The following is a 22,921-nucleotide window of genomic DNA, read 5'->3' on the forward strand; positions in this document are numbered from 1 at the left end:
AATCCGCGACGACATCCACCAAGCCTTCCTCAGCATCGCCTGCAGCATCATCTGCTGGCGCCGACTCAAGAAACACTCAATCTGTTAGGGCCTCTAAGGCCATCATCGCGATCGAGCCCAGCGGCCCGCCGTTCATGCGCCACGAAGAGGTGGGCCCCCCGAAGGTCCGCATCGAGGTCGGGGTGGACAAGCCGTGGGGGATCGCGGCGACACCGCTCGTCTCCGATCCGCCCGTGGTCGGGCGAGCGGGTCTGCCGTACGTCCGCGAGGAAGAGGCCGACGCTCCGGACCTCGTGCCCGCCTACGTGCAGGCAGACCCTCCTCGACGCCTGCCGAACCTGGCGAACATCCCGGTCGCGGTGGTGACCTCGGAGGCCGGCTACCACGCCGCCTACGACCACTCCACGGTGAAGTTCCTGAGAAGCGCGGGAGTCGAGACCGACCACATCCGGCTGGAAGAGGCCGGAGTGCACGGCAACGGGCACATGCTCATGATCGAGCAGAACAGCGACGAGATCGCGGAACTCCTCCGAGCATGGCTGGACGATCGCGGACTTGCCGGCCCCGGTGCGTCAGATTGACCAAGACAGGGCCTGGAGATCGGGCCACGTCGTCACAGCACGCCTTCCGCGGCGGCTTGGTGAACGCTGCGAATGACCGGCCGGAAGCCGAGTTCCCGCGCGAGAGTTCCGTCGACGTGCCCCTTCCACGGGTTCTGCAACGGCTCGGCGGACTCGGTGTACTCGGCGCCGACGATGCGTGCGATCTCGTAGACCGTCGTGGGGGCATCGTCGGAGAGGTTGACGACGCGGCCGTCCATCGCGCCGGTCAGCGCGAGCAGTATCGCGGTGGCGATGTCGCGGTGGTGGATGAGGCTCATGGTCGCCGCGGGGTGCCAGCCCCATGAGCCGAGCAGCTGTGGCGCGGACTGCAGGTGGCCGTCGGCGTCGCCGTAGACGAAGGCGAATCGCAGGACGCTCCACGTCAGTCCGCTTTCGCGCAGGAGGCGTTCCGCGACGATCTTGGTCGCCGGGTAGGGCTGCGTCGCGTTCGCCGGATCCTCTTCGCGGGCCGGCCGCGACAGGTCCTCGTCGTAGACGCGGTTGGTGCTGGCCATGATGACGCGCGCTTCGGGAGCGTGGATCAGCGCGGCCTCGATGAGGTTCTTCGTGCCGGTGACGTTCACCTGCTCGATCAGCGCGGGTTCGGGAGTGCGCAGGACCGCGGCGAGGTGGATGACCGCGGAGACGCCTTCGACCGCTTCGGGTAGCGTCGCCGGTTCGAGCAGATCGCCCTCGACGGGTGTCACGCCCGCCGGGAGTTCCTTGCCCGCGCGGACGAGCGCACGGCACTCGATGCCGGCGTCGACGAGACGGCGGAGCAGGCGGGTGCCGACGAGGCCGGTTCCGCCGGTGACGAGAACGGTCATGATTCGCTTCCCTTCGGAAAGAGACTGGTGAGCCTGCCGGTCGCCTCGCGCAGTACGCGGACGGTCGTCTCGAGGTCGCGTTGCGGGACGCCGTCGAACGCTGTCTGGAGGATCAGCGCGATCGGATCGGGCAACTCACGCCAGAGGGCGGCGCCGGCGGGGGTGGCGGTCAGCACCTTCTGGCGCTGATCGGCGGGATCAGGCTCCTGCTCGACCAGACCCTTGCGGACAAGGGCGGCCACGACGCCCGTGAGTGTCGCGCGCTCGATCCGGAGCATGCGCCCGAGGTCGCGTTGCGAGGTCGGACCCACGGTCATGAGCTGGTGCATGACGTACCACTGCGTGGGCCCGAGATCGAACGGGCGAAGAACCGACTCCATCACCACCCGGCTCGCGAGGTAGTACTTCTTCGCCCACGCGCCCGCGGACTGGTGCTCGGGATCCGCCTGTTTGCTAGCCACCTAACAAATATAGCTAGGTGGCTAACAAAGTGTCAAGCGCCGTTGCTTCTCGGCTTCGCGCGTCCTGTTCAGGCGGTGAACGCCGGAGGTCCTGGGCGACCACGGAAATCCTCCACATCGCTTGAAAACTCCGACGCACCACTCGCACGTGAACCCGCTGTCGCGGTGGCAGGGATGTCCGACGCGGCGGGAGCGACCTTCCCGCGCCGCTCCGGATGCCGGCGATGCGCTCCCGGTGCGGCCCTCCGATCACCCAGCACGCTCGACCGACCTCTGTGACCCACGCGAATGCGAACGGACGTGGGGACGGCATACGCGGGCCAGTATGGTCCGCTGCCGCGCGGCTACGGCTGGGCGTACAGGCGCGTGACAGTGTCGACCAGCTCCGCCAAGCCACTGAGCCGATTGTCGCGCCACCAGGCGAGCCGGACGGGGATCCGGGGGCCGTCCTTGATGGGCCGGTAGGTCACCCCCGGCCGCGGGTGGTGGTGCGCGGTCGCCTCGGACGTGGTGCCCACACCACGGCCGGCGGCGATGGCGTCCAGCCAGGTGTCGACGTCACTGGACTCGATGAACTGCGGCGCGTGGTCGGCGCCGCTCCACAACCGCGCGCTCGTGGTCCCCACGCGGGGGTCGATGATCACAGTGCGTTCGGCGATCTCGGCCATGCTCAGCATCCGGCGTCGTGACCACCGCGGGTCGTCGGACGCGAACGCGACCAGCCGGCGTTCCAAACCCACCACCACGGAGTCGAACCGCTTCTCGTCGACCTGCTTGCGCACGATCGCGACATCGCAGAGGCCTTCCGCCAGCCCCGCGGTCGGCGAGTTGTGCCGGACCAGCTCCAGCCCGACCGACTCGTGCCGCTCAGCCCAACTCCGCTGCAGCTGCGCGGTGTGCCGTCCGAGAGCCGCCCATGCGTACCCGAGCCGCAGGACGTGGTGGCGGGAGGCCAGGAACCCGGTGAACCGATCGGCCTCGGCAAGCACCTTCCGCGCCTGTGGCAGCACCTGCAGCCCGGTGCTGGTCAGTTCACACCCCCGCGGCACCCGCCACAGCAACTTGTCTCCGACGGTCTTCTCCAGCCCGGCGATCGTCCGGGAGACCGCGGCCTGCGAAACGTGCAGTCGCGCCGCCGCCTCGGTGAACGACCCGGTCTCGGCCACGGTGACGAAGAACCGCAGCTCACGCAGGCTCCAATCCATAACACGAGCGTATGGCAAGTCCGAAAGTCGTATTAGGTCATGCCGGGCAGTGCTCTTAACGTGGCGGTATGAACACCCTCCAGAGACCCGGACGCGCTCGCCCCGTGGCCGGCGGGCTCTCCACTGCCACAGCGACCCGGAGCCAGCGCGGCACTGGTATCGCGCTGATGCTCACCAGCTCGGTCTTCAACCAGACCGGCGCGGCCCTGGGCGCGATGGCGTTCCCGGCCATCGGCCCCGTCGGCGTGGTCGCGGTCCGGCAGTTCGTGACGGCGCTCGTCCTGACCCCGATCGTGCGCCCGCGTTTCCGCGGCCTGCGCGCCCAGCAGTGGCGGCCGATCCTGGGCCTGGTGGTCGTGTTCAGCGTGATGAACCTCAGCCTGTACGCCGCGGTCGACCGCATCGGGCTCGGCCTGTCCGTCACCCTCGAATTCCTCGGCCCGCTCACCGTCGCCGTCGCGAGCTCACGACGGGCATCCGACTTCGCCTGCGCCCTCGTCGCCGGAACCGGCGTGGTCGTCCTGACCGCCCCGAGCCCGAGCACCGACGTCATCGGCATCGCGCTGGCCCTGCTCGCGGCGGCAGCCTGGGGTTCCTACGTGCTCCTCAACCGCACGCTCGGACAACAGCTTCCCGGCTTGCAGGGCACCGCGGTGGCGAGCGCCGTCACGGCGGCGGCGTGGGTTCCGGTCGCGGCGGTCTGGTTCACCTTCCACGCTCCCGGCGCGGCGGCGGTGCTCCTCGCCGTCGCCTGTGGCCTGCTGTCCTCGATCGTGCCCTACGTCACCGACCTGCTCGCCCTGCGCCGGATACCCGCTCAGGTCTTCGGCACGTTCACCAGCATCAACCCGGTCTGGGCCGCCTTGGCGGGGTGGCTGCTGTTGCACCAGGCGCTCAAGCTCAACGAATGGATCGGCATCGGCTTGATCATCGGCAGCAACGCGGTGGTCACCGCGCGGGTGTCCCGCGGCCGGAACGGTCCCTCATGAAGCGTTCCCCCCGGTCGCGAAGCCGGCCCGGACCGTGCCGAGTCCGGAGATCCGGGCGGTGAAGACGTCGCCGGGGGAGGCGGCAACCATCGGGCCCAGCGCGCCGGTGAGGACGATGTCGCCGGCGCGCAGGGGCTCGCCGCGGCGGGCCAGCGTGGCGGCGAGCCAGGCGGCCGCGTTGAGGGGATCGCCCAGGCAGTCGCGGCCGGTGCCCTGTGAGACGAGTTCGGTGCTGCGGTGGAGCCGCATCTCGACGTCGGCCGGTTCGACGTCGCCGAGTGCCTCGCGGGTGTCGCCGAGGACGAACAGGCCGGAGGAGGCGTTGTCGGCGACGGTGTCGACGATGCTGATGTCCCAGCCGGCGATCCGGCTGTCGACGATCTCCAGGGCCGGGGCGAGGAACGCGGTGGCCGCGCGGACGTCGGCGACCGAACAGGCGGGGCCGGGCAGGTCGGCCCCGAGGATCAGCGCGATCTCCGCCTCCACCTTGGGCTGCAGCAGTCTGCCTGCCGGAACGGTCCCGTCGTGGCCGAGCGCCATGTCGGAGAACAGCGCGCCGAAGTCCGGCTGGTCGACACCCAGCTGACGTTGCACGGCGGGCGAGGTCAAGCCGATCTTGCGCCCGGCCAGGCGATGTCCGGCCGCGAGCCGCCGCTCGGTGTGCAGGCGCTGGACTTCGTAGGCTGCGTCGATGTCGCCTTGGGCGAACAGGTCGCGGACCGGCGGGCACGGGACGCCGGTGCGGGCAGCGGTGGCCAGCACCTCGGCGGCCTTGTGGACGTGGGCATTCATGCGAACTACCTCCGAACGGGTGGGCCGGTTGACCGGTTATGCCTCGGTGACGGCCTCGTCGGTGCACACGGAGTGCACCGCGGTGCCGAGCGCTTGGCGGTGCAGGGCGTCGAGCCGCTCCAGGACCGTCGCCGAACCGGTGGCCAAGGCGAGCTGGACCGTGCACGGGACGCGCGAGCCGCGCACCTCCTCCGTGGCCTTCAGCTGACCGAGCAGATCCGTGGTCAGCCGGTCCAGCCGCGTGCGGATCTGTCCCAGGTCGGGGCGGGTGGTGGGGGCCTCGTCCGGGTGGGCCGTCCAACGGGCGAACAGTCCGCTCTGCACCACCTTGCTCGCCGTGATCTGGTCCCGGAAGAAGGCCGCCGCCGACTCCGGGTCCAGGCCGAGCGTGCCGGCCTGCTGCCGCACCTGGTCGAGCACTTGCTGTTCACGGGCGGGGTCGTCGATCGGCGAGTCCGTGCCGAACTTGGCCGCCGCCACGTCGTCGCTCACCCGGAGGCGTTCGACGACGAGGTCGGTCAGCGCGCCGAGCCTGCCGAGCGCCTTGTGGGACGCGAGAGCGCCGTTCACGGGCGTGCTCGCGGCGGTGGCCGGGGCAACGGTCACCGACATCGCGCCGGCCACCGTCAGGGCGGTGACCGCGACGCCACGAGCCACCCTGCTGTGCTTGCTCACTTGCTTGCCTCACTTTTCCGGATGGGATCGGACAGGTAGGCGACCTTCGTCAGTCGCTCGGATGCTTCCCACAGCCGCCGCTGCAAGTCGGCGTCGTGGGCCAGTTCGGTGGCGGTGACCAGCTCGGGATGGCCGGTGCGCCCGCGCGGGCCGTAGTAGTCGCCACCCTGCGCCCGCGGGTCTGCAGCGGCTCGCAGCGGCCCCAGCGCTCCCTTCGCCGCGCTCTGGGACACCAGGAGCGCGAGCGGGTTCACCCGGGGATCGAGCGCGGCCCGGACCGCCCAGTGCATGTCACGTCCGCCGTCGGTCCGCGCGAGGCCCGGGTGTCCGGCCACCGCGATGGTGGGCGCGCCGGCGGCTCGGAGGCGACGGTCCAGCTCGTGGCTGAAGAGCAGGTTGGCCAGCTTCGCGCGGTAGTAGGCCGGCATGAACCGGTAGGCGGCGCCCGGCTCGGGATCGAGGTCGGCCGGGTCGATCGTGCCCTGCCGGTGCCCGTTGCTGCCGACGGTCACCACCCTGGATCCGGGCGTGCCGGTCAGCAGGTCCAGGACCAGACCGGTGAACGCGAACGGGCCGAGGTGGTTGACGGCGATGGTCGACTCGAAGCCGTCCTCGGTGACCGAGTACCGCACGCGGAAGCCGCCTGCGTTGTTCACGAGCAGGTCGAAGCCGTCGTACTCGTCGTGCAGCCGCCGGGCGGCGGCGCGGACCGACTTGAGCGAGGCGAGGTCCAGCGGAAGGGGGCGGACCACGGCGCCGGGCGCGCCGGCCCGGATCCGGTCGGCCGCCGCAGCCGCCTTGCCCGAATCGCGGCAGGCCAGCACGACGGAGGCGCCGCGCCGGGCGAGCGCGGCGGCGATCGCGAAACCCAGCCCGGTGTTGGCGCCCGTGACCACGGCTGTCCGGCCGTGCTGCTCGGGGATGTCGTCGGCGGACCAGCGTTTCCGTGTCACGAGTGCGCCTTTCGCGTGGAACGCGGCCGTGGTTCGGCCCACCTGCTGTTCAACGGTCTTCCCCCGGTCCGCGCGCCGTATGTAGCGCTCACTCTAGCGCACGCTGACGAAGAAAGGTAGAACGTTCGGTCTTGACGTGTGGCCGTGAACGCCTCATAGTGGAACAAGATAGAACGTTCGGTATCGCGGGTTCTGCCGCGAGCGAGAAAGGACCTCTCCCATGACGAAGCCCTTGTACGTCAGCATCGCCACCTCGACCGGCGACGGCCGCGCGGGAGGACGGGCGAGGACCGACGACGGCCTGCTCGAGCTCTCCCTGGCGATCCCCAAGGAGATGGGCGGCCCCGGCGGCGCGACCAATCCGGAGCAGCTGTTCGCGGCGGGGTGGGCCTCGTGCTTCCACTCGGCGCTCAAGGCCGTCGCGGCACAGCGGAAGGTCAGGATCGCCGACTCCGCCGTCGTCGCGGAGGTTCAGGTGCATTCGACGCCCGAAGGCGGGTTCAGCCTCAGTGCGGCGCTGCACGCCGAACTGTCCGGTGTGGACCAGGACACGGCGGACCAGCTCGTCGAAGGCGCCCACGCGATTTGCCCGTACTCGAACGCGACCCGCGGCAACATTCCCGTGACCGTCGACGCGACCGTCGGCTGAGGTGGTGACCGGGCCGGTCTGGGATGCACCGGCCCGGCGCCCGCCCGCGCGCCCGGTGGGGGAGTGACACCGTCGCGGACCTATCATGAGGGCATGGCGAGGGATTCCAGCTCCGCTCGGACGGCTGCCGGGCTGAGCAGCCGCGAGGTGATCCTTGACGCGGCTCGCGCCCTCGTCAGGGAAAAGGGCTACGACGGCATGGCGATCTCGGACCTGAGCGCGCAGTCCGGTCTTCCGCCGAGTTCGATCTACTATCACTTCGGCAGCAAGCTCGGCGTGCTGGCGGCGCTGCTGGAGCGGACCTTCGACGAGCTGCACGCGCTGTTCCCCGATCCGTCTTCGTTCGACCACCTGGCGCCGTTGGAGCGCCTGGAAGCCTGGTTCTCCGCCGCGTGCAGCTCGCTCGACCGGCGGCCGGATTACCTCCAGTTGCTGGTCGCCATCAGCATCGGGCCGCAGAAGGACGCCGAGGCGGTTCAGGCGACCGTCCGGCGCATCCGTGACTACGCCCACGCTTCCTGGGTTCAAGCGCTCACCCCGATCTTCGCGCCCCACGGTGGCAAGAACAACGAAGCCCTGGTGCAGCAGCTGGCCGTTCTCGGGCGCGCCTTGACCGACGGCTTGTCGGTGACCAACAGCTTCGACGGCGTGAGCTACAGCTCGCAGGTGGCCCCCTTCGTCTCCCTGGTCCGCGGCCTGGCGGAACGGCAGGCCGCGGCGAAGCGGAAGCGCTGACGCCGGCCGCCGGCGCGGTTCCGATCGCAATCCGCTCGACCTTGATAACGCTGCCGTCCGTTGTATAGTGAGCGCTACATACAACGGATAGGGTGGCACAGTGACGAGCACTCTGGATGTCGGTGACGCGCACCTGGCCTACACCGAGGCCGGTTCGGGCAGCCCGGTCGTGTGGCTGCACGGCTCAGGGCCGGGCGCCACCGGGATGAGCAACTTCGGCGGGAACCTGCCCGCCTTCTCCGGCTACCGGAACATCGTGGTCGATCTGCCGGGCTGGGGAGAGTCCCCGCGGCCGGAGACGGACGAGCCGCTGATCTTCCACGCCGCCGACCGGGTGTGCCGCGCGATGACGGCGCTCGGGATCGAGCGGGCCCACCTGGTCGGCAACTCCTACGGTGGCGCCGTGGCCATGCGAATCGCGATGCGCTACCCGGATCGCGTGGACCGGCTCGTCCTCATGGCCCCGGGCGGGGTCCTCCCGCCGGACGCGCCGCCCTGGCCCGCCGGGCTCGCGCGCCTCTTCGGTTACATGGCCGTGGACAAGCCGTCGCGCGAGGCCATGGCCGAGTTCGTGCGGCTCATGGTCTACGACGAGTCACTGGCGACCGAGGCGCTCATCGACGAGCGCTACGAGTCCAGCCTCCGGGCCCACCCCGAGTTGCCGATCCCGCCGAACTTCGGGGACCTGACGCCCGACCTGGGTCTCATCACCGCCCCTACGCTGCTGGTGTGGGGCCGGGAAGACCAGACCGTGCCCCTGGCCTGGGCGCCCAAGATCCTCGCCGGCATTCCGAACGCGGAGCTGCGGGTGCTGCCGAACTGCCGTCACTGGGTCCAGTACGAGCGCGCACCCGAGTTCAACCACATCGTCCGCGAGTTTCTGCAGGGTGGCGCGGCCGCCGCGCCGGAGGGATGACACACAGTGGGAATCAGGAAACTGGGCTACGTCGGTCTCGAGGTCGCCGACCTCGGCGCGTGGACCGACCTGCTCGGGCGCACGCTGGGCGTCGTTGTCACCCACGCGAAGTCCGGCACGGACGAGGTTGCCCTCGCCGAACTCGACGAGTTCAAGTACCGCCTCGCGCTCTACCCGTCCACTCAGGACCGTCCCCGCGAGCTGGGCTGGATCGTGGACTCGCCGTGGGAGCTGGACCGGCTCACCGAGCGGCTGACCGGCGCCGGATTCACCGTCGCGGACGGATCGGCGGAAGAGCAGGAACTGCGTGGTGCCACGCAGCTGCGCTGGTTCACCGACCCGGTCGGCTACCGCGTGGAGCTGGCGGTCGGGGAAGCCAAGGTGCGCCTGGGCGCCGACCGCCCCGCCGGCGGGGCCGGCATCACCGGTCTGGGGCACTTCGTGCTGGCCAGCCCCAACCTCGGCGAACTGCGCGAGCTCTACGAGTCGGTGCTCGAGTTCAAGCTGACCGACTACCGCGCGCCCGGCCTGTTCTTCTTCCGCTGCAACCGGACGCACCACAGCATCGCTCTCGCGCACGCGGACACCACCTCGATCCACCACCTCGAGTTCGAGCACGGCTCCATCGACGACGTGGGGCGGGCCTACGACCGGGCCAAGGCCAACGACGTGCCGATCTCGATCAGCCTGGGCAGGCACATGAACGACAAGGCGATCTCGTTCTACATCCGGAACCCGAGCGGGTTCCACCTGGAGATCGGCTGCGGTGGCATCGAAGTCGGCGACGACTGGATCCCGCACGATTTCGGGCGTTCGGACGAGTGGGGTCACCACCACGCCGACGCGAATCCCTTCGCTTCACCGAGGTCGTGACGATGTTCGATCGATCCGGATCCGATCTGTCCGGCCGGCGCGCGGTGGTCACCGGCGCGGCGAGCGGGATCGGCGCGGCGGTGGCGACCCGGCTCGCCGGGCTCGGCGTCCACGTCGTCGTCTGCGACATCGACGCCGGGGGAGCGGCGCGGACGGCCGAGCGGATCGGTGGCGAGGCGCTGGCGATCGACCTGAGCCGGACCGAAGAACTCGCCGGTGTGGAGTTCGATGCCGACATCCTGGTGAACAATGCCGGGATCCAGCACGTCGCGCCCGTCGAACGGTTCGAACCCGCCCGCTTCGCGTTCATGCTGCGGCTGATGCTCGAGGCTCCGTTCCTGCTGACCCGTGCCGTGCTGCCGGGAATGTACGAGCGCGGCTGGGGGCGGATCATCCACCTCTCGAGCGTCCACGGCCTGCGGGCGAGCGCCTACAAGTCCGCCTACGTCAGCGCCAAGCACGGCTTGCTGGGCCTGTCCAAGGTCATCGCGCTGGAAGGCGCGGCCAAGGGTGTCACCAGCAACTGCGTGTGCCCTGGCTACGTGCGCACGCCGCTGGTGGAGAACCAGTTGGCGGACCAGGCGGCGGCGCACGGACTGAGCACCGACGAGGTGCTGTCGGAGGTCCTGCTGGCGAAGTCGGCCGTGAAGCGCCTGATCGAACCCGGCGAGGTCGCCGGAGCGGTCGCGTACCTGTGCTCACCCGAGGCCTCGGCCGTGACCGGCACCGAACTGGTCCTCGACGGGGGTTGGAGCGCGGCCTGAACCGTCTCCGGAGGGGTTGTCGCCCGCGGGCCGCCGAGGGGGACGGGGCCCGCGGGCCGGTTCGGTCAGGCCGGTCCGGCCATCGGCAACGGCGTGGCGGAGAAGACCCCGTCCGGGTCCACCGCCGCCTTGATCCGCTGCAGGCGGGGCAGGTTGTCCCCGTAGACGTGGGGGATCTGGCTGGTTGCTTCCGGCCCGAGCAGGTTGGCGTAGCCACCCGGGAAGGCCTGCCCGGCCAGCCCCGCGGATGCCGCGTCGGCCCAGCGAACGACGTGCTCGCCGCTGTCCTGCGCCGGGTGGATACCGATGATCTCGGCCATGAGGTGCGGCCGGCGCAGCGCGAAGGCGGTGTCGGTGGTGGCGACCCTGGCCGCGGCGCCGTGGAAGTGGTGCAGGGTCAGCCCGGACATCGGTGTCGGCAGCCGGCCGCCGAATCGCTCGACGACGCCGATGACGTCGTCGGTGAGCCCGGGCACCGAGCGGGTGCGGATGGTGACGTGCCTGCCGTCGGGGAACATCGCGTCCCGTGCGGCGATCGCCGCGGCGTAGGACGCGGTCTCCAGTTGGGTGAGCAGGGGATCGCCGAGCCGGGTCAGCGCCATCACCGGACCAGCGGGGTCTTCGCCCACCGCGGCGTCCCCCGCCCAGGTCGGCAGCACCAGCAGCGCGGGCGAGCCGTCCGGTGCGGCGATCGCACCGACTTGAATCGTCAGGTCGTCGGGGGCGTCGTGGTGCGCCTCGCGAACCCGCTCCAGCACTCGCGTGGCCTGGTGCCAGGGATAGAGCACCAGGCCGGTCATCACGGAGGGCACGGCGTGCAGCCGGACGGTCATCGACGTGACGACCCCGAAATTGCCGCCTCCGCCGCGCAGTGCCCACAGCAGGCCGGGATGCTGGTGCTGGTCCGCGCGCACGACCGATCCGTCGGCCGTGACCACCTCGGCGGCCAGCAGGTTGTCCGCGGCGAGGCCGATCCGCCCGGCCAGCGGACCGTAACCCCCGCCGAGGGTCAGCCCGGCCACCCCGACCGTCCCGATCGTGCCGGTCGCGGCCACCAGGCCGTGCGCGCCGGCCGCGGCCAGCAGGTCGTTGGCCGACGCGCCGCCACCGACTTCGGCGGTCCGGGCGCCGGGATTGACCCGGACGTCGCGCAGTGGCCGCAGATCCAGCGTCAAGCCGCCGTCGGACAGGGCACGGCCGGCCCAGTCGTGGCCGCGGCCGCGCACCGTGAGCGGGAGCCCGAATTCGCGTGCGGTGCGCACACCGGTCACCACGTCGGCGGTGGAGTTGCAGGTCAGCACGATGGCGGGCCGGTGCCTCACCGCGGCGTTCCACAAGGTGACGCCCTCGGTGTAGCCCTCGCCGGAAACGTGAATCTGCTGGGCGGGCAGGAGGGCGCGCAACGCGCGCTGCGCCGCGGCGACCGAGGAGTCGTCGCCAATGTGACCGGGCATGGGTTTCCTTCAGTGAGAGAGGGGAGCAGAATGGATGATACCGAACGTTCTATCTTGTGTATGTAGTGCTCACTCTAACACGGAAGCCGGCCCCGAGATCGGAGGATGCCGAGGAGTTGCCTGTCCCTCCGTTGCACGTCCGGCGGCGCGATTCTGCTGTGGACGGCCGAGTGGGGGCACTAGTCAACCCCTCCTCGAGCTTGTAGAGTGAACGCTACATACAGCGCGCGTCGAGTGGCTCTTGTCAGCCGCGTTCCACTGCCGCCCGGGGCTCTACCGGGGCCTGACCGACCGTCGCAACGAAGCGAGGTTCCCTTGAACGTTCTCGAAGAGGTCAAGAACTCACCGATGAGCCGGGCCCAGGTCGGTGCGGTCTCCCTGTGCCTGGTGATCAACCTGATCGACGGGTTCGATCTCCTGGTCACGTCCTTCGTCGGGCCGGCGATCACCCGCGAGTGGGGACTGTCCCCCTCGGCGGTGGGAGTGCTGCTCAGTGGAGGACTGGCCGGGATGGCGTTCGGCGGGCTCTTCCTCGCGCCCCTCGCCGACCGCATCGGGCGACGGCGCCTGACTCTCGGCTGTCTCGCCTTGGCCGCACTGGGCATGCTCGCCGCATCCGTGTCGCAGGACCTCGGCCAGCTCCTCGTCTGCCGGCTCGTCACGGGCGCGGCGGTGGGCGCGATGGCGGCCAGCCTGCCGGTGCTCACCTCGGAGTACGCGAACCACCGGCGCCGGGGGCTGGTCGTCGCGCTGATCACCACCGGGTACGGTCTTGGCTCGTTCGTCGCCGGGATCGCCTCGAGCCTGCTGCTGGGCCCGTTCGGCTGGCGAGCGGTCTTCGTGTTCGGCAGTGCCGCCACCGCCATCCTCTTCGTGGTCGGGCTGCGGTACCTGCCGGAGTCGATGGACTACCTCGTCGCACGCCGGCCGCGCCAGGCCCTGGACAAGCTGAACCGGATCCTCGCTTCGATGGGCCGCGCCCGCGTCGAGGACCTGCCCGCGGCACCTCCGGCCTCGGCGTCGCGCAAAGTGGCGCTCGATTCGTTGTTCCGCGGAGGCAACGCCCTTCGGACGGCGCTGGTCTGGGTGGCGTTCATCGCGGCGCAGATGACGTTCTACTTCGCGAGTTCGTGGACTCCCAGCCTGCTGCTGAAGGCCGGCATGTCCAGCCGGCAGGGCATCAGCGGCGGCGTTCTCTTCAGCATCGGCGGTGTCACCGGCGCGGTCCTGCTGGGATTGCTGGTGTCCCGGGTCGGGCCGCGGCGGCTCACCGCGGTCTACTTCGGCATCGGTTCCCTCTTCCTCATCCTGTTCTCCGTGTCGTTGTCGACGCTGGCCACCGCACTGGTCGTGGCCGTGCTCGTCGGACTGTTCCTCAACGGCGCGATCTCGGGGATGAACGTCATCATCCCGAACCTCTACCCGGCCGAAGCCCGCGCGACGGCGCTCGGCCTGGCCGTCGCCGTGAGCAGGCTCGGTGCCGTCCTGGCACCCCTGATCGCCGGTTTCCTGCTGCAGGCGGGCTGGGCCCCCGGCTCGATGTTCCGGATCTTCGCGATCCCCGGCGTGATCGGGGCTCTCGCGGTGCTCCTCCTCGTCCGGTTCGGACGCACCCGGCCTGGAGATCATCCTGCGCGGACTCGGCATGCGGGTGATGGCACCGACCTCGTCGCGACGTACGATCCACAGAGGAGGCGGTAGGTGCCGGCCACATCAGATCTCGTGCTGCTCCACGGTGGTGGACCCGGCGTCGACGCGGCGAGCAACTGGTCGGGCGTGCGGTCCCGGTTCGAGGGTGAGTTCCGCTGCCTGGCGCCCGATCTCCTCGGGTTCGGGACGCGGATCGCCGGGACGGGCGGGCTCGCCGGGCCGCGGGCCTGGGCGCTGGCCCGCGCCCGGCAGGTACGAGACCTCCTCGACCAGCACGGCCTGGAGCGCGTCCACGTGGTCGGCAACTCGGCCGCGGGCGGGGCCGCGGCACTGGCGTTGCTGTCGATGGCGCCCGAGCGGGTCGACCGCGCGGTCGTCATGGGCGGAGCCGGGACGGGGCCGCTGCCGCGCGCGATTCCGTTCTACGACAACCCCACCAAGACGTCCATGCGAGCCACCCTCGGCCGGCTGGTCGCCGACGAGCACGTCCACGAAGAACTGCTCGACGAGCTCACCGAGCTCCGGCTGAGGCAGGCACTCCGCCCCGGCGCCGAGTCCGCGTTCCGGTCGATGTTCGCCGACGTCGTGGACGGCCCGCCGCCGGTCGACCTCGGGAAGATCACGACCCCGGTGCTCGCACTGCACGGGGAGTGCGACCGGGTCTCGCCGCCCGAGGTCTCCGAGCGCCTGGTCGCGGCCCTGCCCGACGCCCGCCTCGAAGTGGTGGCCGGGGCGGGGCACTGGATCCACGTCGACCGGCCGGACGAGTTCTGCAAGCTGGTAGGGGAGTTCCTGAGCGCATGACCGAAATCCTGATCGTCGGCGCCGGTCCCGCCGGCCTCACCCTCGCCATCGACCTCGCCCAGCGCGGCGTCGCGTGCCACGTCATCGAGGCGACCGACGAACGACCCGTCAACCCGCGGTGCAACACCACTTCCGCGCGGTCGATGGAGATCTTCCGGCGGCTCGGGCTGGCCGGCGAGATCCGCCGGGCCGGCCTGCCCGGGGACTACCCCACCTCGATCCACTACCGGACGACCCTGGCGGGCGAGGAGATTTACCGGATCGATCTGCCGTCCGCGCGCGAGGTCCTGGCCGGCGAAGGCAAGGACGGCTGGCCGACTCCGGAGCCGCAGCACCGGATCTCCCAGCTGTACCTCGAGCCCATCCTGGAGCGGCACGCCGGCACGCTCCCCGGGCTGACCCTCGAGCGCGGCACCCGGCTGGTCTCGCTCCGCCAGTTCGACGACCACGTCGAGGCGGTGGTGGAGACCGCGGGCGAGCGCCGCGCTCTGCGGTACGCGTACGTGGTCGGCTGCGACGGTGCCCACAGCACGGTCCGCAGGCAACTGGGCATCCGGTACGAAGGCGTCGACGCGATCCAGCGGTTCGTCTCGACCTTCGTCCGCTCGCCCGAGCTGGGCCGGCTCGCCGCCCGCGACCCGGCTTGGACGTACTGGACCTACGGCCGCCGGATCGCGTCGCTGATCGCGATCGACGGCGAGTCGCTGTGGCTCAACCACGTGGCCTTCGCCCCTGACCACGACACCGGGGGCGAGGACCCGGAACAACTGCTGCGGGAGTCCGTGGGGAAGCCCGTGGAGCACGAGGTGCTCGGCGTGGTGCGCTGGACCGGACGGCGGCTCGTCGCCCGGCGGTACCGCGCGGGCCGGGTGTTCCTGGCCGGGGACGCCGCCCACATCTGGATCCCCGTGGGGGGATTCGGCATGAATGCCGGCATCCAGGACGCGGCGACCCTCGGGTGGATGCTGGCGGCCGTCCACCAAGGATGGGCGCCACCGGAACTGCTGGACGCCTACGAGGCGGAGCGCAAGCCGGTCGGCGAGCAGTTCGCCACGGCGGTCGGCGCCCAGGCACGCACGTCGTTCGCGGACGTCCCGCCGGAGATCCACCTGCCCGGCCCGCACGGCGAGCGGGCCCGCGCGGAGTTCGCCGAGCGGCTCGCCGTCACCGAGCCGCGCCGGTATTCACCCGACGGGTTCAGCTTCGGCTACCACTACGCGGGCTCGCCACTGGTGGTCGGCGGCGGCCACGCCGAGATCACCATGGGGGACTACCAGGACCGGGCGCGGCCGGGGTTCCGGCTACCGCACGCGTGGCTCGACGACGGCCGGTCGGTGCTCGACGTGCTCGGCCACGGCTTCACCTTGCTGCGCGTGAACCCGCGGACCGCGACGACGTACTGGACCAGGGCCGCCCGGGAACTCGGCATCCCCCTCGCCGTCGTGGACCTGCCCGGACGGTGGCCCGACCGCTACCCCGCCGACTTGCTGCTCGTCCGCCCGGACCAGCACGTCGCCTGGATGGGTGGTGCGGAGGCCAGCCCCGAGCAGCTCCTGCACACAGTCACCGGGCGCGTCCCCGCCCACCAGCGGTAGAGAACACCAGGAGAAACGCATGCCATACGCACTGGGCATCGACGTCGGCGGCACGTTCACCGACGCCGTCGCCTCCGACGGCGCGGGCCGGATCGTGTCGGCCAAGACTCCGACGACCCCGCCCCACCGCGAGGCCGGGGTCATGCGCGCGATCGAAGACCTCGCCGCCGAGCTGGGCATCGACGTCGGCGAACTGCTCTCGCAGACCGACTACATCGCGCACGGCACGACCGCCTCGATCAACGCCCTGGTCCAAGGCCAAGTCGCCGATGTCGGGCTGATCGCCACCAAGGGCCACCGGGACGCGATCTACATCATGAACGCCGAGGGCCGCACGCTCGGCCGGTCGGCCCACGAGATCCAGGACACGCTCCGGCAGCGCAAGCCCGCGCCGCTGATCCCGAAGTACCGGGCCCTGGAGGTCACCGAGCGGATCGACCACGCCGGACGGATCCTGGTACCGCTGGACGAGGACGAGGTCCGCCGGGTCGCACAGGCCCTCGTGGACCAGGGGGTGGAGGCGATCGCGGTCTGCCTGCTGTGGTCGTTCAAGAACGGCGTCCACGAGCAGCGTGTGCGGGAGCTGGTCCACGAGATCGCCCCGGACATGTACGTCACGCTGTCCTCGGAGGTCAGCCCCCGCATCCGCGAGTTCGCGCGGACCTCCACGACGATCATGAACGCCCAGGTCGGCCCGCGGTTGCGCACCTACCTGCTGCCGCTGCAGAAGCGGCTCGAGGAAGGCGGGCTCAAGGGACCGCTGCTGGTCATGCAGAGCGAGGGCGGCACCATCACCGCCGACCGGGCCCCCGAGCACGCCATCACGACGGTCGGGTCCGTGCTGTCCGGCGGCGTCGTCGGCGGGATGCGCCTGGCCGGGCAGCTGGGCCACCGCAACGTGATCACCACCGACGTCGGGGGCACGACGTTCCTCGCGGGACTGATCGTCGACGGCGAGCCGGTCATGGCGCCGGGTTCCATCGTCAACCAGTTCCCGATCAACGCGGCGACGATTCGCGTACACACCATCGGCTCCGGCGGCGGGGCCCTCGCGTCCGTGGACGAGGGCGGAAACCTCCGGCTCGGCCCGCAGAGCGCCGAAGCCGTGCCCGGTCCCGCGTGCTACGGCAACGGCGGGACGCGCCCGACGAACACCGACGCCAACCTGGTGCTCGGCATCCTGAGCGAGCGGGGCCTGCTCGGCGGACGCAAGCCGCTGCGGATGGATCTCGCGCGGGAGGCGATCCGCGTGCACGTCGCAGAGCCGCTCGGCCTCACCGTCGAAGAAGCCGCCATCGCCATCCACGAGGTGCAGAACGCGCAGGCGGGCGACCTGCTGCGGCGGGCCGTCGTGCAGGCCGGCTACGACCCTCGCGACTTCGTCGCCTACGCCTTCGGCGGCGCCGGGCCGGCTCACTGCGCCGGTTACTGCCAGGACCTGGGCGTCAGCGAGGTCGTCGTGCCGCTCGGACCGGTCGCGTCCGCCTTCTCGGCGTACGGGCTCGCGGCCTCGGACGTCGCGTTGAGCGCGGAACTGTCCGATCCGTCGTCCTTCCCGGTCGACCACACCGTGCTCGAATCCCACTTCGCGCGGCTCGAAGCCGACCTGCAGCGCGCGCTGGACCGGCAGAAGGTGAAGTTCCACGACGTGTCGTTGCACCGTGAGATCGACCTGCGGTACTCGATGCAGGTCACCGAACTCTCGGCCGCCGTCCCGGAAGCGAAGTTCACCGAGCGCACCGGCGAGGAGATCCTCGCGCGCTTCGAGGAGCAGTACGAGCGGGTCAACGGCAGCGGCGCCGGTTACCGGGAGGCGGGGGTGCAGGCGATCACTTACCGCATGCGCGCCAAGGCCGGCCTCGGCTTCCCGGTCGCGCTGCCCGCCGTCCCCGAGGCGGACGGCCCCGACCCGCGCGAGGCCCTGATCGGAGAACGTTCCGTCTGCCTCGACTCGCAGACCGGCTACGTGACGACCCCCGTCTACGACTACGCGCGGCTGCGCGCCGGCCACGAACTCGCCGGACCGGCGATCGTCGACGTCCCGACCACGGTGGTCGTGGTCCCCGCCGGGGTCACCGGGCGAGTCGACCACCTCGGCAACCTCGTGCTGCGCTACCAGTGAGGACAGTTCCCATGACATCCAGGATCCCCGGGGCGGACGAGTTCACCAGCCGCCCCATGCCGCGGGAGGAGCTGCTGCGGCAGATCTCGCCCGCCCTGCCCCTGCACCAGGCCGGCGACGCCGAGGTCGACGCCCTGACCTACGAAGTCGTCCGGCACCGCCTGTGGGCGATCACCCAGGAGATGGGGGAGACGCTGCGCCGCATGTCGGGCTCGCACGTCGTCACCGAGTCCAACGACTTCAACTTCTCCATCTGCGACGAGCTCGGTGAGCAGGTCCAGGTCGGCACATACAACATCGGCCTGATCGGCTCGATGGACCTGGCGATCACCTGGACGCTCCGGCACCGCAGCGACAACCCCGGTATCGCCGAGGGCGACATGTTCCTGTGCAACGACCCGTGGATCGGCGGCGGCCTGCACCAGAACGACGCCGCGATCCTGGCGCCGATCTTCCACGAGGGCAAGCTGTTCGGCTGGACGACGGCCATCGCCCACCAGGTCGACCTGGGCGGGCCGCGGCCGGGCTCGTTCAGCCCCTCCGCGCAGGACGTCTTCGGCGAGGCCGTCCCCACGCCGCCGATGAAGGTGGTGCGCGGCGGTGTGCTGCAGCGCGACGTCGCCGACGCCTGGGTCCGCCGCTCGCGGCTCCCGCACCTGGTGGGTCTCGACCTGCGGGCCAAGATCGCCGCCAACAAGAACGCGGCCGAGCAGATCCTGCGGCTCATCGCCAAGTACGGCGCCGACACCGTCAAGTCGGTGATGCGCCGGATGATGGACGACGCCGAGCGGCGGCTGCGGGCCAAGCTCGAGACGCTGCCGGACGGCACCTGGTCCGCGGTCGGTTATCAGGAGCAGTCGCAGACCGGCGACCGCGGTCTGCACGCCATCAAGGTGGCCATGACCAAGGAAGCCGGCACGCTCGTCTTCGACTTCCGCGGCACCGCCGGGCAGACCGGCATCATCAACTGCCCCTACCCGGGGCTGCGGGCCGGAATCGTCTTCACGATGCTGCCGTTGCTGGCCGGGGACATCCCGTGGGCGGCCGGGGGGCTGATGCGCTGCTTCGAGATCATCACCGACGAGGACACCATCACCAACGCCTCCTTCCCGGCCGCGGTCGGCAAGGGACCCTTCGGTCCGGCCTGGGGCTCGGGCAACCTCGTCGCCGAGGTGCTGGCCAAGATGCTGGACGCCGAACCGGACCATCGCACCGACGTGCAGTCCATCTGCAACGGCACCACCGACCTCTGTGTCGTGTCCGGTGTGGACACGCGCGGTGGCGCGAGCAAGGGTTTCGTGTCACCGGTCTTCGACGTCATGGCGGGTGGCTACGGCGCACAGGTGTACCACGACGGCGTCGACACCGGCGGCCGGTTGATCATCCCGTCGGCGCGGGCGCCGGACGTCGAGATGACCGAGTACCTCTACCCGCTCGTCGCCCTGTGGCGCCGCGAGGAGACCGACTCCGGCGGGCCCGGCCGCCGGCGCGGGGGGATGAGCGGCTCGGTCTGCTACGTCCAGCACCCGGACCAGCAGGGGACGATGTCACTGGTGGTCTCCGGCACCGGCAAGGTCGCGAACCAGAACGTCGGCCTGGCGGGCGGTTACCCCGGCAACTCCCAGCTCGACCTGGTCGTGCGGGGAGTGAACCAACCCCAGCTGGCCCAGGCGTCGGTCATTCCCGGCGACCTGGAGGAGCTGGGCGGGGAGATCGAGGTGCTGCCCTGCGAAGGGGAGTCCCACCTGGGGCCGGGCGACGCGCTCTACCTCCATTGGCAGGCCGGTGGCGGGTACGGCGATCCGCTGCTCCGGTCGCCGGAGAGCGTCCGCGACGACGTGCGGCAGGTCCGCGTGACGGCAGACGCGGCCGAGGACGTCTACGGGGTCGTGCTCCGCGAGGACGGCGAAGTGGACGGCGCCGCGACCGAAGAGCGACGCGCGCAGCTGCGGCGGCGCCGCGCTTCCGGTGCTGGGCTGGCCGGTCAGGTCCGGCTCGTGCCCACCGGTGAGCCGGACCTGACCGGCCTGCGCCGGCTCGACGACAACCTCGCCGTCCGGGACGCGCCGGACGGCGGCACGGTGGTGTGTGTCCACTGTGGAACCGTGATCGGGCCGCTGGCTGGGGGTGTGTTCGTCGCGTCGCTGGCTCGCCGGGACGCGCCACCGACCGAGGCGGGGCCGCACATCTGGCACGACCCGCAGGAGTACGTCGACGCGGAGGTCGTCTTCCGGCAGTTGTTCTGCCCCGGCTGCCTGACCGCGGTGCATTCCCGGATCGTCCCGGTGGATCACCCGCTGCCCGCCGACGAATACCGCAGCTGGGCGTGAGCCGGCAGGACGATCGGACGGCCGGCGGCTGCCTTGCGAGGCAGCCGCCGCCGCGAACTGGCTGTGCTACGGCGAGGTTCCGGTCGACGCCGGCTGCGTGAATCCCGTTGTCTCGCAGGAGATCGGCCGCTGCGCCGAGGAGGTGTGACCACGCTTGCGGTCCGGACAGTCTTCCGAGTGAGCTAGAACGTTCGGTCTTGACATGGGGCCGCGACCGGTCCAAGCTAGGTCGAGATAGAACGTTCGGTCTTGCGAACGGTTCTCCTCCTGCTGAAGGGATCATGGTGACTACTGTCGATTCGCCTGCCGTGGGCGGGTTCGCGCCGGCGTTGCGCCGGTTGTACTTCGTGCGGTTCGCGTTCGCCATCGTGTGGGCGGCGCTGGTGTTCCTGACGACCAAGTCGGGGCTGGGGGCCGTCGGCATCGTCCTGGTCGTCCTGTACCCGCTGTTCGACGTGGGAGCGGCCGTCGTGGACGCTCGTTCGGCGAAGGGGACCGGATCGGTCCGCGGGTTGTACGTGAACATGGCGATCAGCCTGCTCGCCACCATCGGCGTGGGCGTCGCGGCGGCCTCCGGCATTCCGGCGGTGCTGCGGGTGTGGGGTGCCTGGGCGATCGTCGCCGGGCTGGTCCAGCTGATCGTGGCGATCGTTCGCCGGAAGATGGGGGGCCAGTGGCCGATGATCCTCAGTGGCGGCATCTCGGTGCTGGCCGGTGGCAACTTCATCGTCAGCGCCGCCGCCGCGGATCCTTCGCTGTCCGCCGTGGCCGGTTACGCCGTCCTCGGCGGCATCTTCTTCCTCGTTTCGGCGATCCGCCTCGGCAGTGCCGCGAAGGCCGGCTGACGTGGCCACCTACGACGTCATCGTCATCGGCGCCGGTCCGGTCGGGGAGAACGTGGCCGACCGGGTCGTCCAGGGCGGGCTGACCGCCGCGATCGTGGAACGGGAACTGGTCGGGGGCGAGTGCTCCTACTGGGCCTGCATGCCGACCAAGGCGCTGCTGCGCAGCGGAGCGGCACTCCGGGCCGCCCGGCAGGTGCCCGGCGCGCGGGAGGCGGTGACGGGCGACCTCGACGTGGCCGCCGTCCTCCGCCGTCGTGACTCCTTCGCTTCGAACTGGAACGACGAGGGCCAGGTGTCCTGGCTCGAGTCGGTCGGCGTCCCCCTGTACCGGGGACACGGCCGGATCAGCTCCGACCGGACCGTCGAGGTGACCGGTGCCGACGGCGCCACCGAGACGCTGACCGCGCTGCACGCGGTCGTCGTCGCCACCGGCAGCGGCGCGCTGGTCCCGGACATCGAAGGCCTTCGCGACGCGAGGCCGTGGACGAGCCGCGAGACGGTGGCGGCCGAGGAAGTGCCGTCCCGGCTCGCCGTCATCGGCGGCGGGGTCGTGGCTTCGGAGATGGCCACCGCGTTCGCCGAGCTGGGGTCCTCGGTCACCATGCTGGCCCGCGACGGCGTGCTGCACCTCAACGAGCCGTTCGCCGGTGAGCTGGTGGCAGCGTCGTTGCGGGACAAGGGGGTTTCGGTGCGCATCGGCGCCGAGGCCGGGTCAGTCAAGCGCAACGACGACGGCACGGTGTCCATCACGCTCACCGACGGCGAGCAGCTCGAAGCCGACGAACTCCTCGTCGCGATCGGCCGCACTCCGAACACCCAGGACCTCGGGCTGGACAACGTGGGCTTGCGGCCGGGCGCGTGGCTCACCGTCGACGAGACGATGCGGGTGGTCGGTGCGGACGGCGCGCCGGTCGGTGGCGGCTGGCTCTACGCCGCCGGCGACGTGAACCGGCGCGTTCTGCTCACGCACCAGGGCAAGTACCAGGCTCGCGCCGTCGGCGACGTCATCGTGGCCCGCGCGAAGGGCGAACCCGCTGACGACCGCGAGTGGGGCCGGCACGCGGCGACCGCCGACGAGCGCGCGGTGCCGCAGGTGATCTTCACCGAACCGGAGATCGCGGCAGTGGGTCTGACCGCGGCCGCCGCCGAGGCCGCCGGGCTGCGGATCCGCGTCGTCGACTTCGACCTGGCCGCGACCGCCGGGGCCGCCCTGCACGCGGAGGGGTATCGAGGGCACGCGCGGATGGTCGTCGACGAGGACCGCAAGGTGATCGTCGGGTTCACCCTCGCCGGCCCCGACGTCGCGGAAATGCTGCACGCGGCGACGATCGCCGTGGTCGGCGAGGTGCCGCTGGACCGGCTCTGGCACGCGGTCCCGGCGTTTCCCACGGTCAGCGAGGTGTGGCTGCGGCTGCTCGAAGCCTACGGCCGCTGATCCGTGCCGGTGTTCCGTCCCACCGCCATGCGGGGGAGGGGACACCGGCGCACCTCCCCGCTCGCTGGACTGGGCGACGTCGTGACTGTCCTGATCGGACGGAGGCCGGTGCACCTCTCGACGCGCGGCGAGCGCGTGCTGCGTCAGCGTGCCCGCGCCGGGCGGCGGCGTCGGCGGGTCGTGACCGTAGCCTGGTCCACCACGGAGGCGTCGCGGTACTTGAGGATTCCTTCGACGCCGAGGAG

At 71.0% G+C, this 22,921-nt stretch carries 20 protein-coding genes and 1 pseudogene; 14 read left to right on the forward strand and 7 right to left on the reverse strand.

From position 1 onward, the window contains the following. Positions 1 to 581: pseudogene (locus tag ABZ193_RS37925) on the forward strand (hypothetical protein); the annotation flags it as partial. A 32-nt stretch (positions 582 to 613) separates the two neighbouring features. Here ABZ193_RS37925 and ABZ193_RS37930 read toward each other — a convergent pair. The 3 genes from ABZ193_RS37930 to ABZ193_RS37940 form a co-directional block, all read right to left on the reverse strand. Further along, the gene (locus ABZ193_RS37930; RefSeq protein ID WP_354713473.1) at positions 614 to 1,429 is read right to left on the reverse strand and encodes an NAD(P)-dependent oxidoreductase; all 816 of its coding nucleotides are present in this window, start codon (positions 1,427 to 1,429) and stop codon (positions 614 to 616) included. Continuing rightward, the gene (locus ABZ193_RS37935; protein ID WP_354713475.1) at positions 1,426 to 1,890 is read right to left on the reverse strand and encodes a MarR family transcriptional regulator; all 465 of its coding nucleotides are present in this window, start codon (positions 1,888 to 1,890) and stop codon (positions 1,426 to 1,428) included. Before ABZ193_RS37935 ends, ABZ193_RS37930 begins: the two co-directional genes overlap by 4 nt. Positions 1,891 to 2,234: 344 nt before the next feature. Continuing rightward, entirely contained in the window at positions 2,235 to 3,095 is an 861-nt protein-coding gene (locus tag ABZ193_RS37940) for a LysR family transcriptional regulator (protein WP_354713477.1), read from the reverse strand. A 167-nt stretch (positions 3,096 to 3,262) separates the two neighbouring features. Here ABZ193_RS37940 and ABZ193_RS37945 point away from each other — a divergent pair, with 167 nt between their 5' ends. Further along, a complete protein-coding gene (locus ABZ193_RS37945) occupies positions 3,263 to 4,084 on the forward strand; it encodes an EamA family transporter (RefSeq protein WP_354713479.1) in 822 nt (273 codons plus the stop codon). Here the strand turns inward: ABZ193_RS37945 and ABZ193_RS37950 are convergent. The 3 genes from ABZ193_RS37950 to ABZ193_RS37960 are packed head-to-tail and all read right to left on the reverse strand — an operon-like array spanning position 4,079 to position 6,504. Further along, positions 4,079 to 4,876 (reverse strand): fumarylacetoacetate hydrolase family protein, encoded by a 798-nt coding sequence (locus ABZ193_RS37950; RefSeq protein WP_354713481.1) that lies wholly within the window; start codon positions 4,874 to 4,876, stop codon positions 4,079 to 4,081. The genes ABZ193_RS37945 and ABZ193_RS37950 overlap by 6 nt on opposite strands. 36 nt (positions 4,877 to 4,912) lie before the next feature. Continuing rightward, entirely contained in the window at positions 4,913 to 5,551 is a 639-nt protein-coding gene (locus tag ABZ193_RS37955; RefSeq protein WP_354713483.1) for a chorismate mutase, read from the reverse strand. Then, positions 5,548 to 6,504 carry an oxidoreductase gene (locus tag ABZ193_RS37960; RefSeq protein ID WP_354713485.1) on the reverse strand — a complete coding sequence of 319 codons (957 nt, stop codon included), beginning with the start codon at positions 6,502 to 6,504 and terminating at the stop codon, positions 5,548 to 5,550. Before ABZ193_RS37960 ends, ABZ193_RS37955 begins: the two co-directional genes overlap by 4 nt. Before the next feature lie 220 nt (positions 6,505 to 6,724). On the opposite strand from ABZ193_RS37960, the gene ABZ193_RS37965 reads away from it, so the two are divergent. From ABZ193_RS37965 to ABZ193_RS37985, 5 genes are all read left to right on the forward strand, one after another. Next, positions 6,725 to 7,153, forward strand: coding sequence for an organic hydroperoxide resistance protein (locus tag ABZ193_RS37965; protein ID WP_354713486.1), 429 nt, complete (start codon positions 6,725 to 6,727; stop codon positions 7,151 to 7,153). Between the two features lie 63 nt (positions 7,154 to 7,216). Continuing rightward, on the forward strand, positions 7,217 to 7,888 hold the full coding sequence (locus ABZ193_RS37970) for a TetR/AcrR family transcriptional regulator (RefSeq protein WP_202961405.1): 672 nt from the start codon (positions 7,217 to 7,219) through the stop codon (positions 7,886 to 7,888). A 100-nt stretch (positions 7,889 to 7,988) separates the two neighbouring features. Then, positions 7,989 to 8,804, forward strand: coding sequence for an alpha/beta fold hydrolase (locus ABZ193_RS37975; RefSeq protein WP_354713488.1), 816 nt, complete (start codon positions 7,989 to 7,991; stop codon positions 8,802 to 8,804). A 6-nt stretch (positions 8,805 to 8,810) separates the two neighbouring features. Further along, complete coding sequence (locus tag ABZ193_RS37980; RefSeq protein WP_354713490.1) at positions 8,811 to 9,677, forward strand: VOC family protein; 867 nt, start codon at positions 8,811 to 8,813, stop codon at positions 9,675 to 9,677. Positions 9,678 to 9,679: 2 nt separating this feature from the next. Then, positions 9,680 to 10,441, forward strand: coding sequence for a 3-hydroxybutyrate dehydrogenase (locus ABZ193_RS37985; RefSeq protein ID WP_354713492.1), 762 nt, complete (start codon positions 9,680 to 9,682; stop codon positions 10,439 to 10,441). Positions 10,442 to 10,506: 65 nt separating this feature from the next. Here ABZ193_RS37985 and ABZ193_RS37990 read toward each other — a convergent pair whose 3' ends face one another. Continuing rightward, entirely contained in the window at positions 10,507 to 11,895 is a 1,389-nt protein-coding gene (locus ABZ193_RS37990; protein ID WP_354713493.1) for an FAD-binding oxidoreductase, read from the reverse strand. Between the two features lie 315 nt (positions 11,896 to 12,210). Between ABZ193_RS37990 and ABZ193_RS37995 the strand changes: the two genes are divergently transcribed. From ABZ193_RS37995 to ABZ193_RS38025, 7 genes are all read left to right on the forward strand, one after another. Then, complete coding sequence (locus tag ABZ193_RS37995; protein WP_354713495.1) at positions 12,211 to 13,596, forward strand: MFS transporter; 1,386 nt, start codon at positions 12,211 to 12,213, stop codon at positions 13,594 to 13,596. Beyond that, positions 13,597 to 14,349 carry an alpha/beta hydrolase gene (locus tag ABZ193_RS38000; RefSeq protein ID WP_354713496.1) on the forward strand — a complete coding sequence of 251 codons (753 nt, stop codon included), beginning with the start codon at positions 13,597 to 13,599 and terminating at the stop codon, positions 14,347 to 14,349. Next, on the forward strand, positions 14,346 to 15,944 hold the full coding sequence (locus ABZ193_RS38005) for an FAD-dependent monooxygenase (RefSeq protein WP_354713498.1): 1,599 nt from the start codon (positions 14,346 to 14,348) through the stop codon (positions 15,942 to 15,944). The genes ABZ193_RS38000 and ABZ193_RS38005 overlap by 4 nt, the downstream gene beginning before the upstream one ends. Positions 15,945 to 15,963: 19 nt before the next feature. Continuing rightward, complete coding sequence (locus ABZ193_RS38010; RefSeq protein ID WP_354713499.1) at positions 15,964 to 18,066, forward strand: hydantoinase/oxoprolinase family protein; 2,103 nt, start codon at positions 15,964 to 15,966, stop codon at positions 18,064 to 18,066. An 11-nt stretch (positions 18,067 to 18,077) separates the two neighbouring features. After that, entirely contained in the window at positions 18,078 to 20,396 is a 2,319-nt protein-coding gene (locus tag ABZ193_RS38015; RefSeq protein ID WP_354713501.1) for a hydantoinase B/oxoprolinase family protein, read from the forward strand. A gap of 281 nt (positions 20,397 to 20,677) precedes the next feature. Further along, a complete protein-coding gene (locus tag ABZ193_RS38020; RefSeq protein ID WP_354713503.1) occupies positions 20,678 to 21,241 on the forward strand; it encodes a hypothetical protein in 564 nt (187 codons plus the stop codon). Position 21,242: 1 nt separating this feature from the next. After that, positions 21,243 to 22,676, forward strand: a complete 1,434-nt coding sequence (locus ABZ193_RS38025) for an NAD(P)/FAD-dependent oxidoreductase (protein ID WP_354713505.1) — start codon at positions 21,243 to 21,245, stop codon at positions 22,674 to 22,676. Positions 22,677 to 22,921 lie beyond the last annotated feature (245 nt).

Origin of the sequence: Amycolatopsis sp. NPDC006125, assembly GCF_040614195.1 — a bacterium.
Lineage (GTDB): Bacteria > Actinomycetota > Actinomycetes > Mycobacteriales > Pseudonocardiaceae > Amycolatopsis_E > Amycolatopsis_E tucumanensis.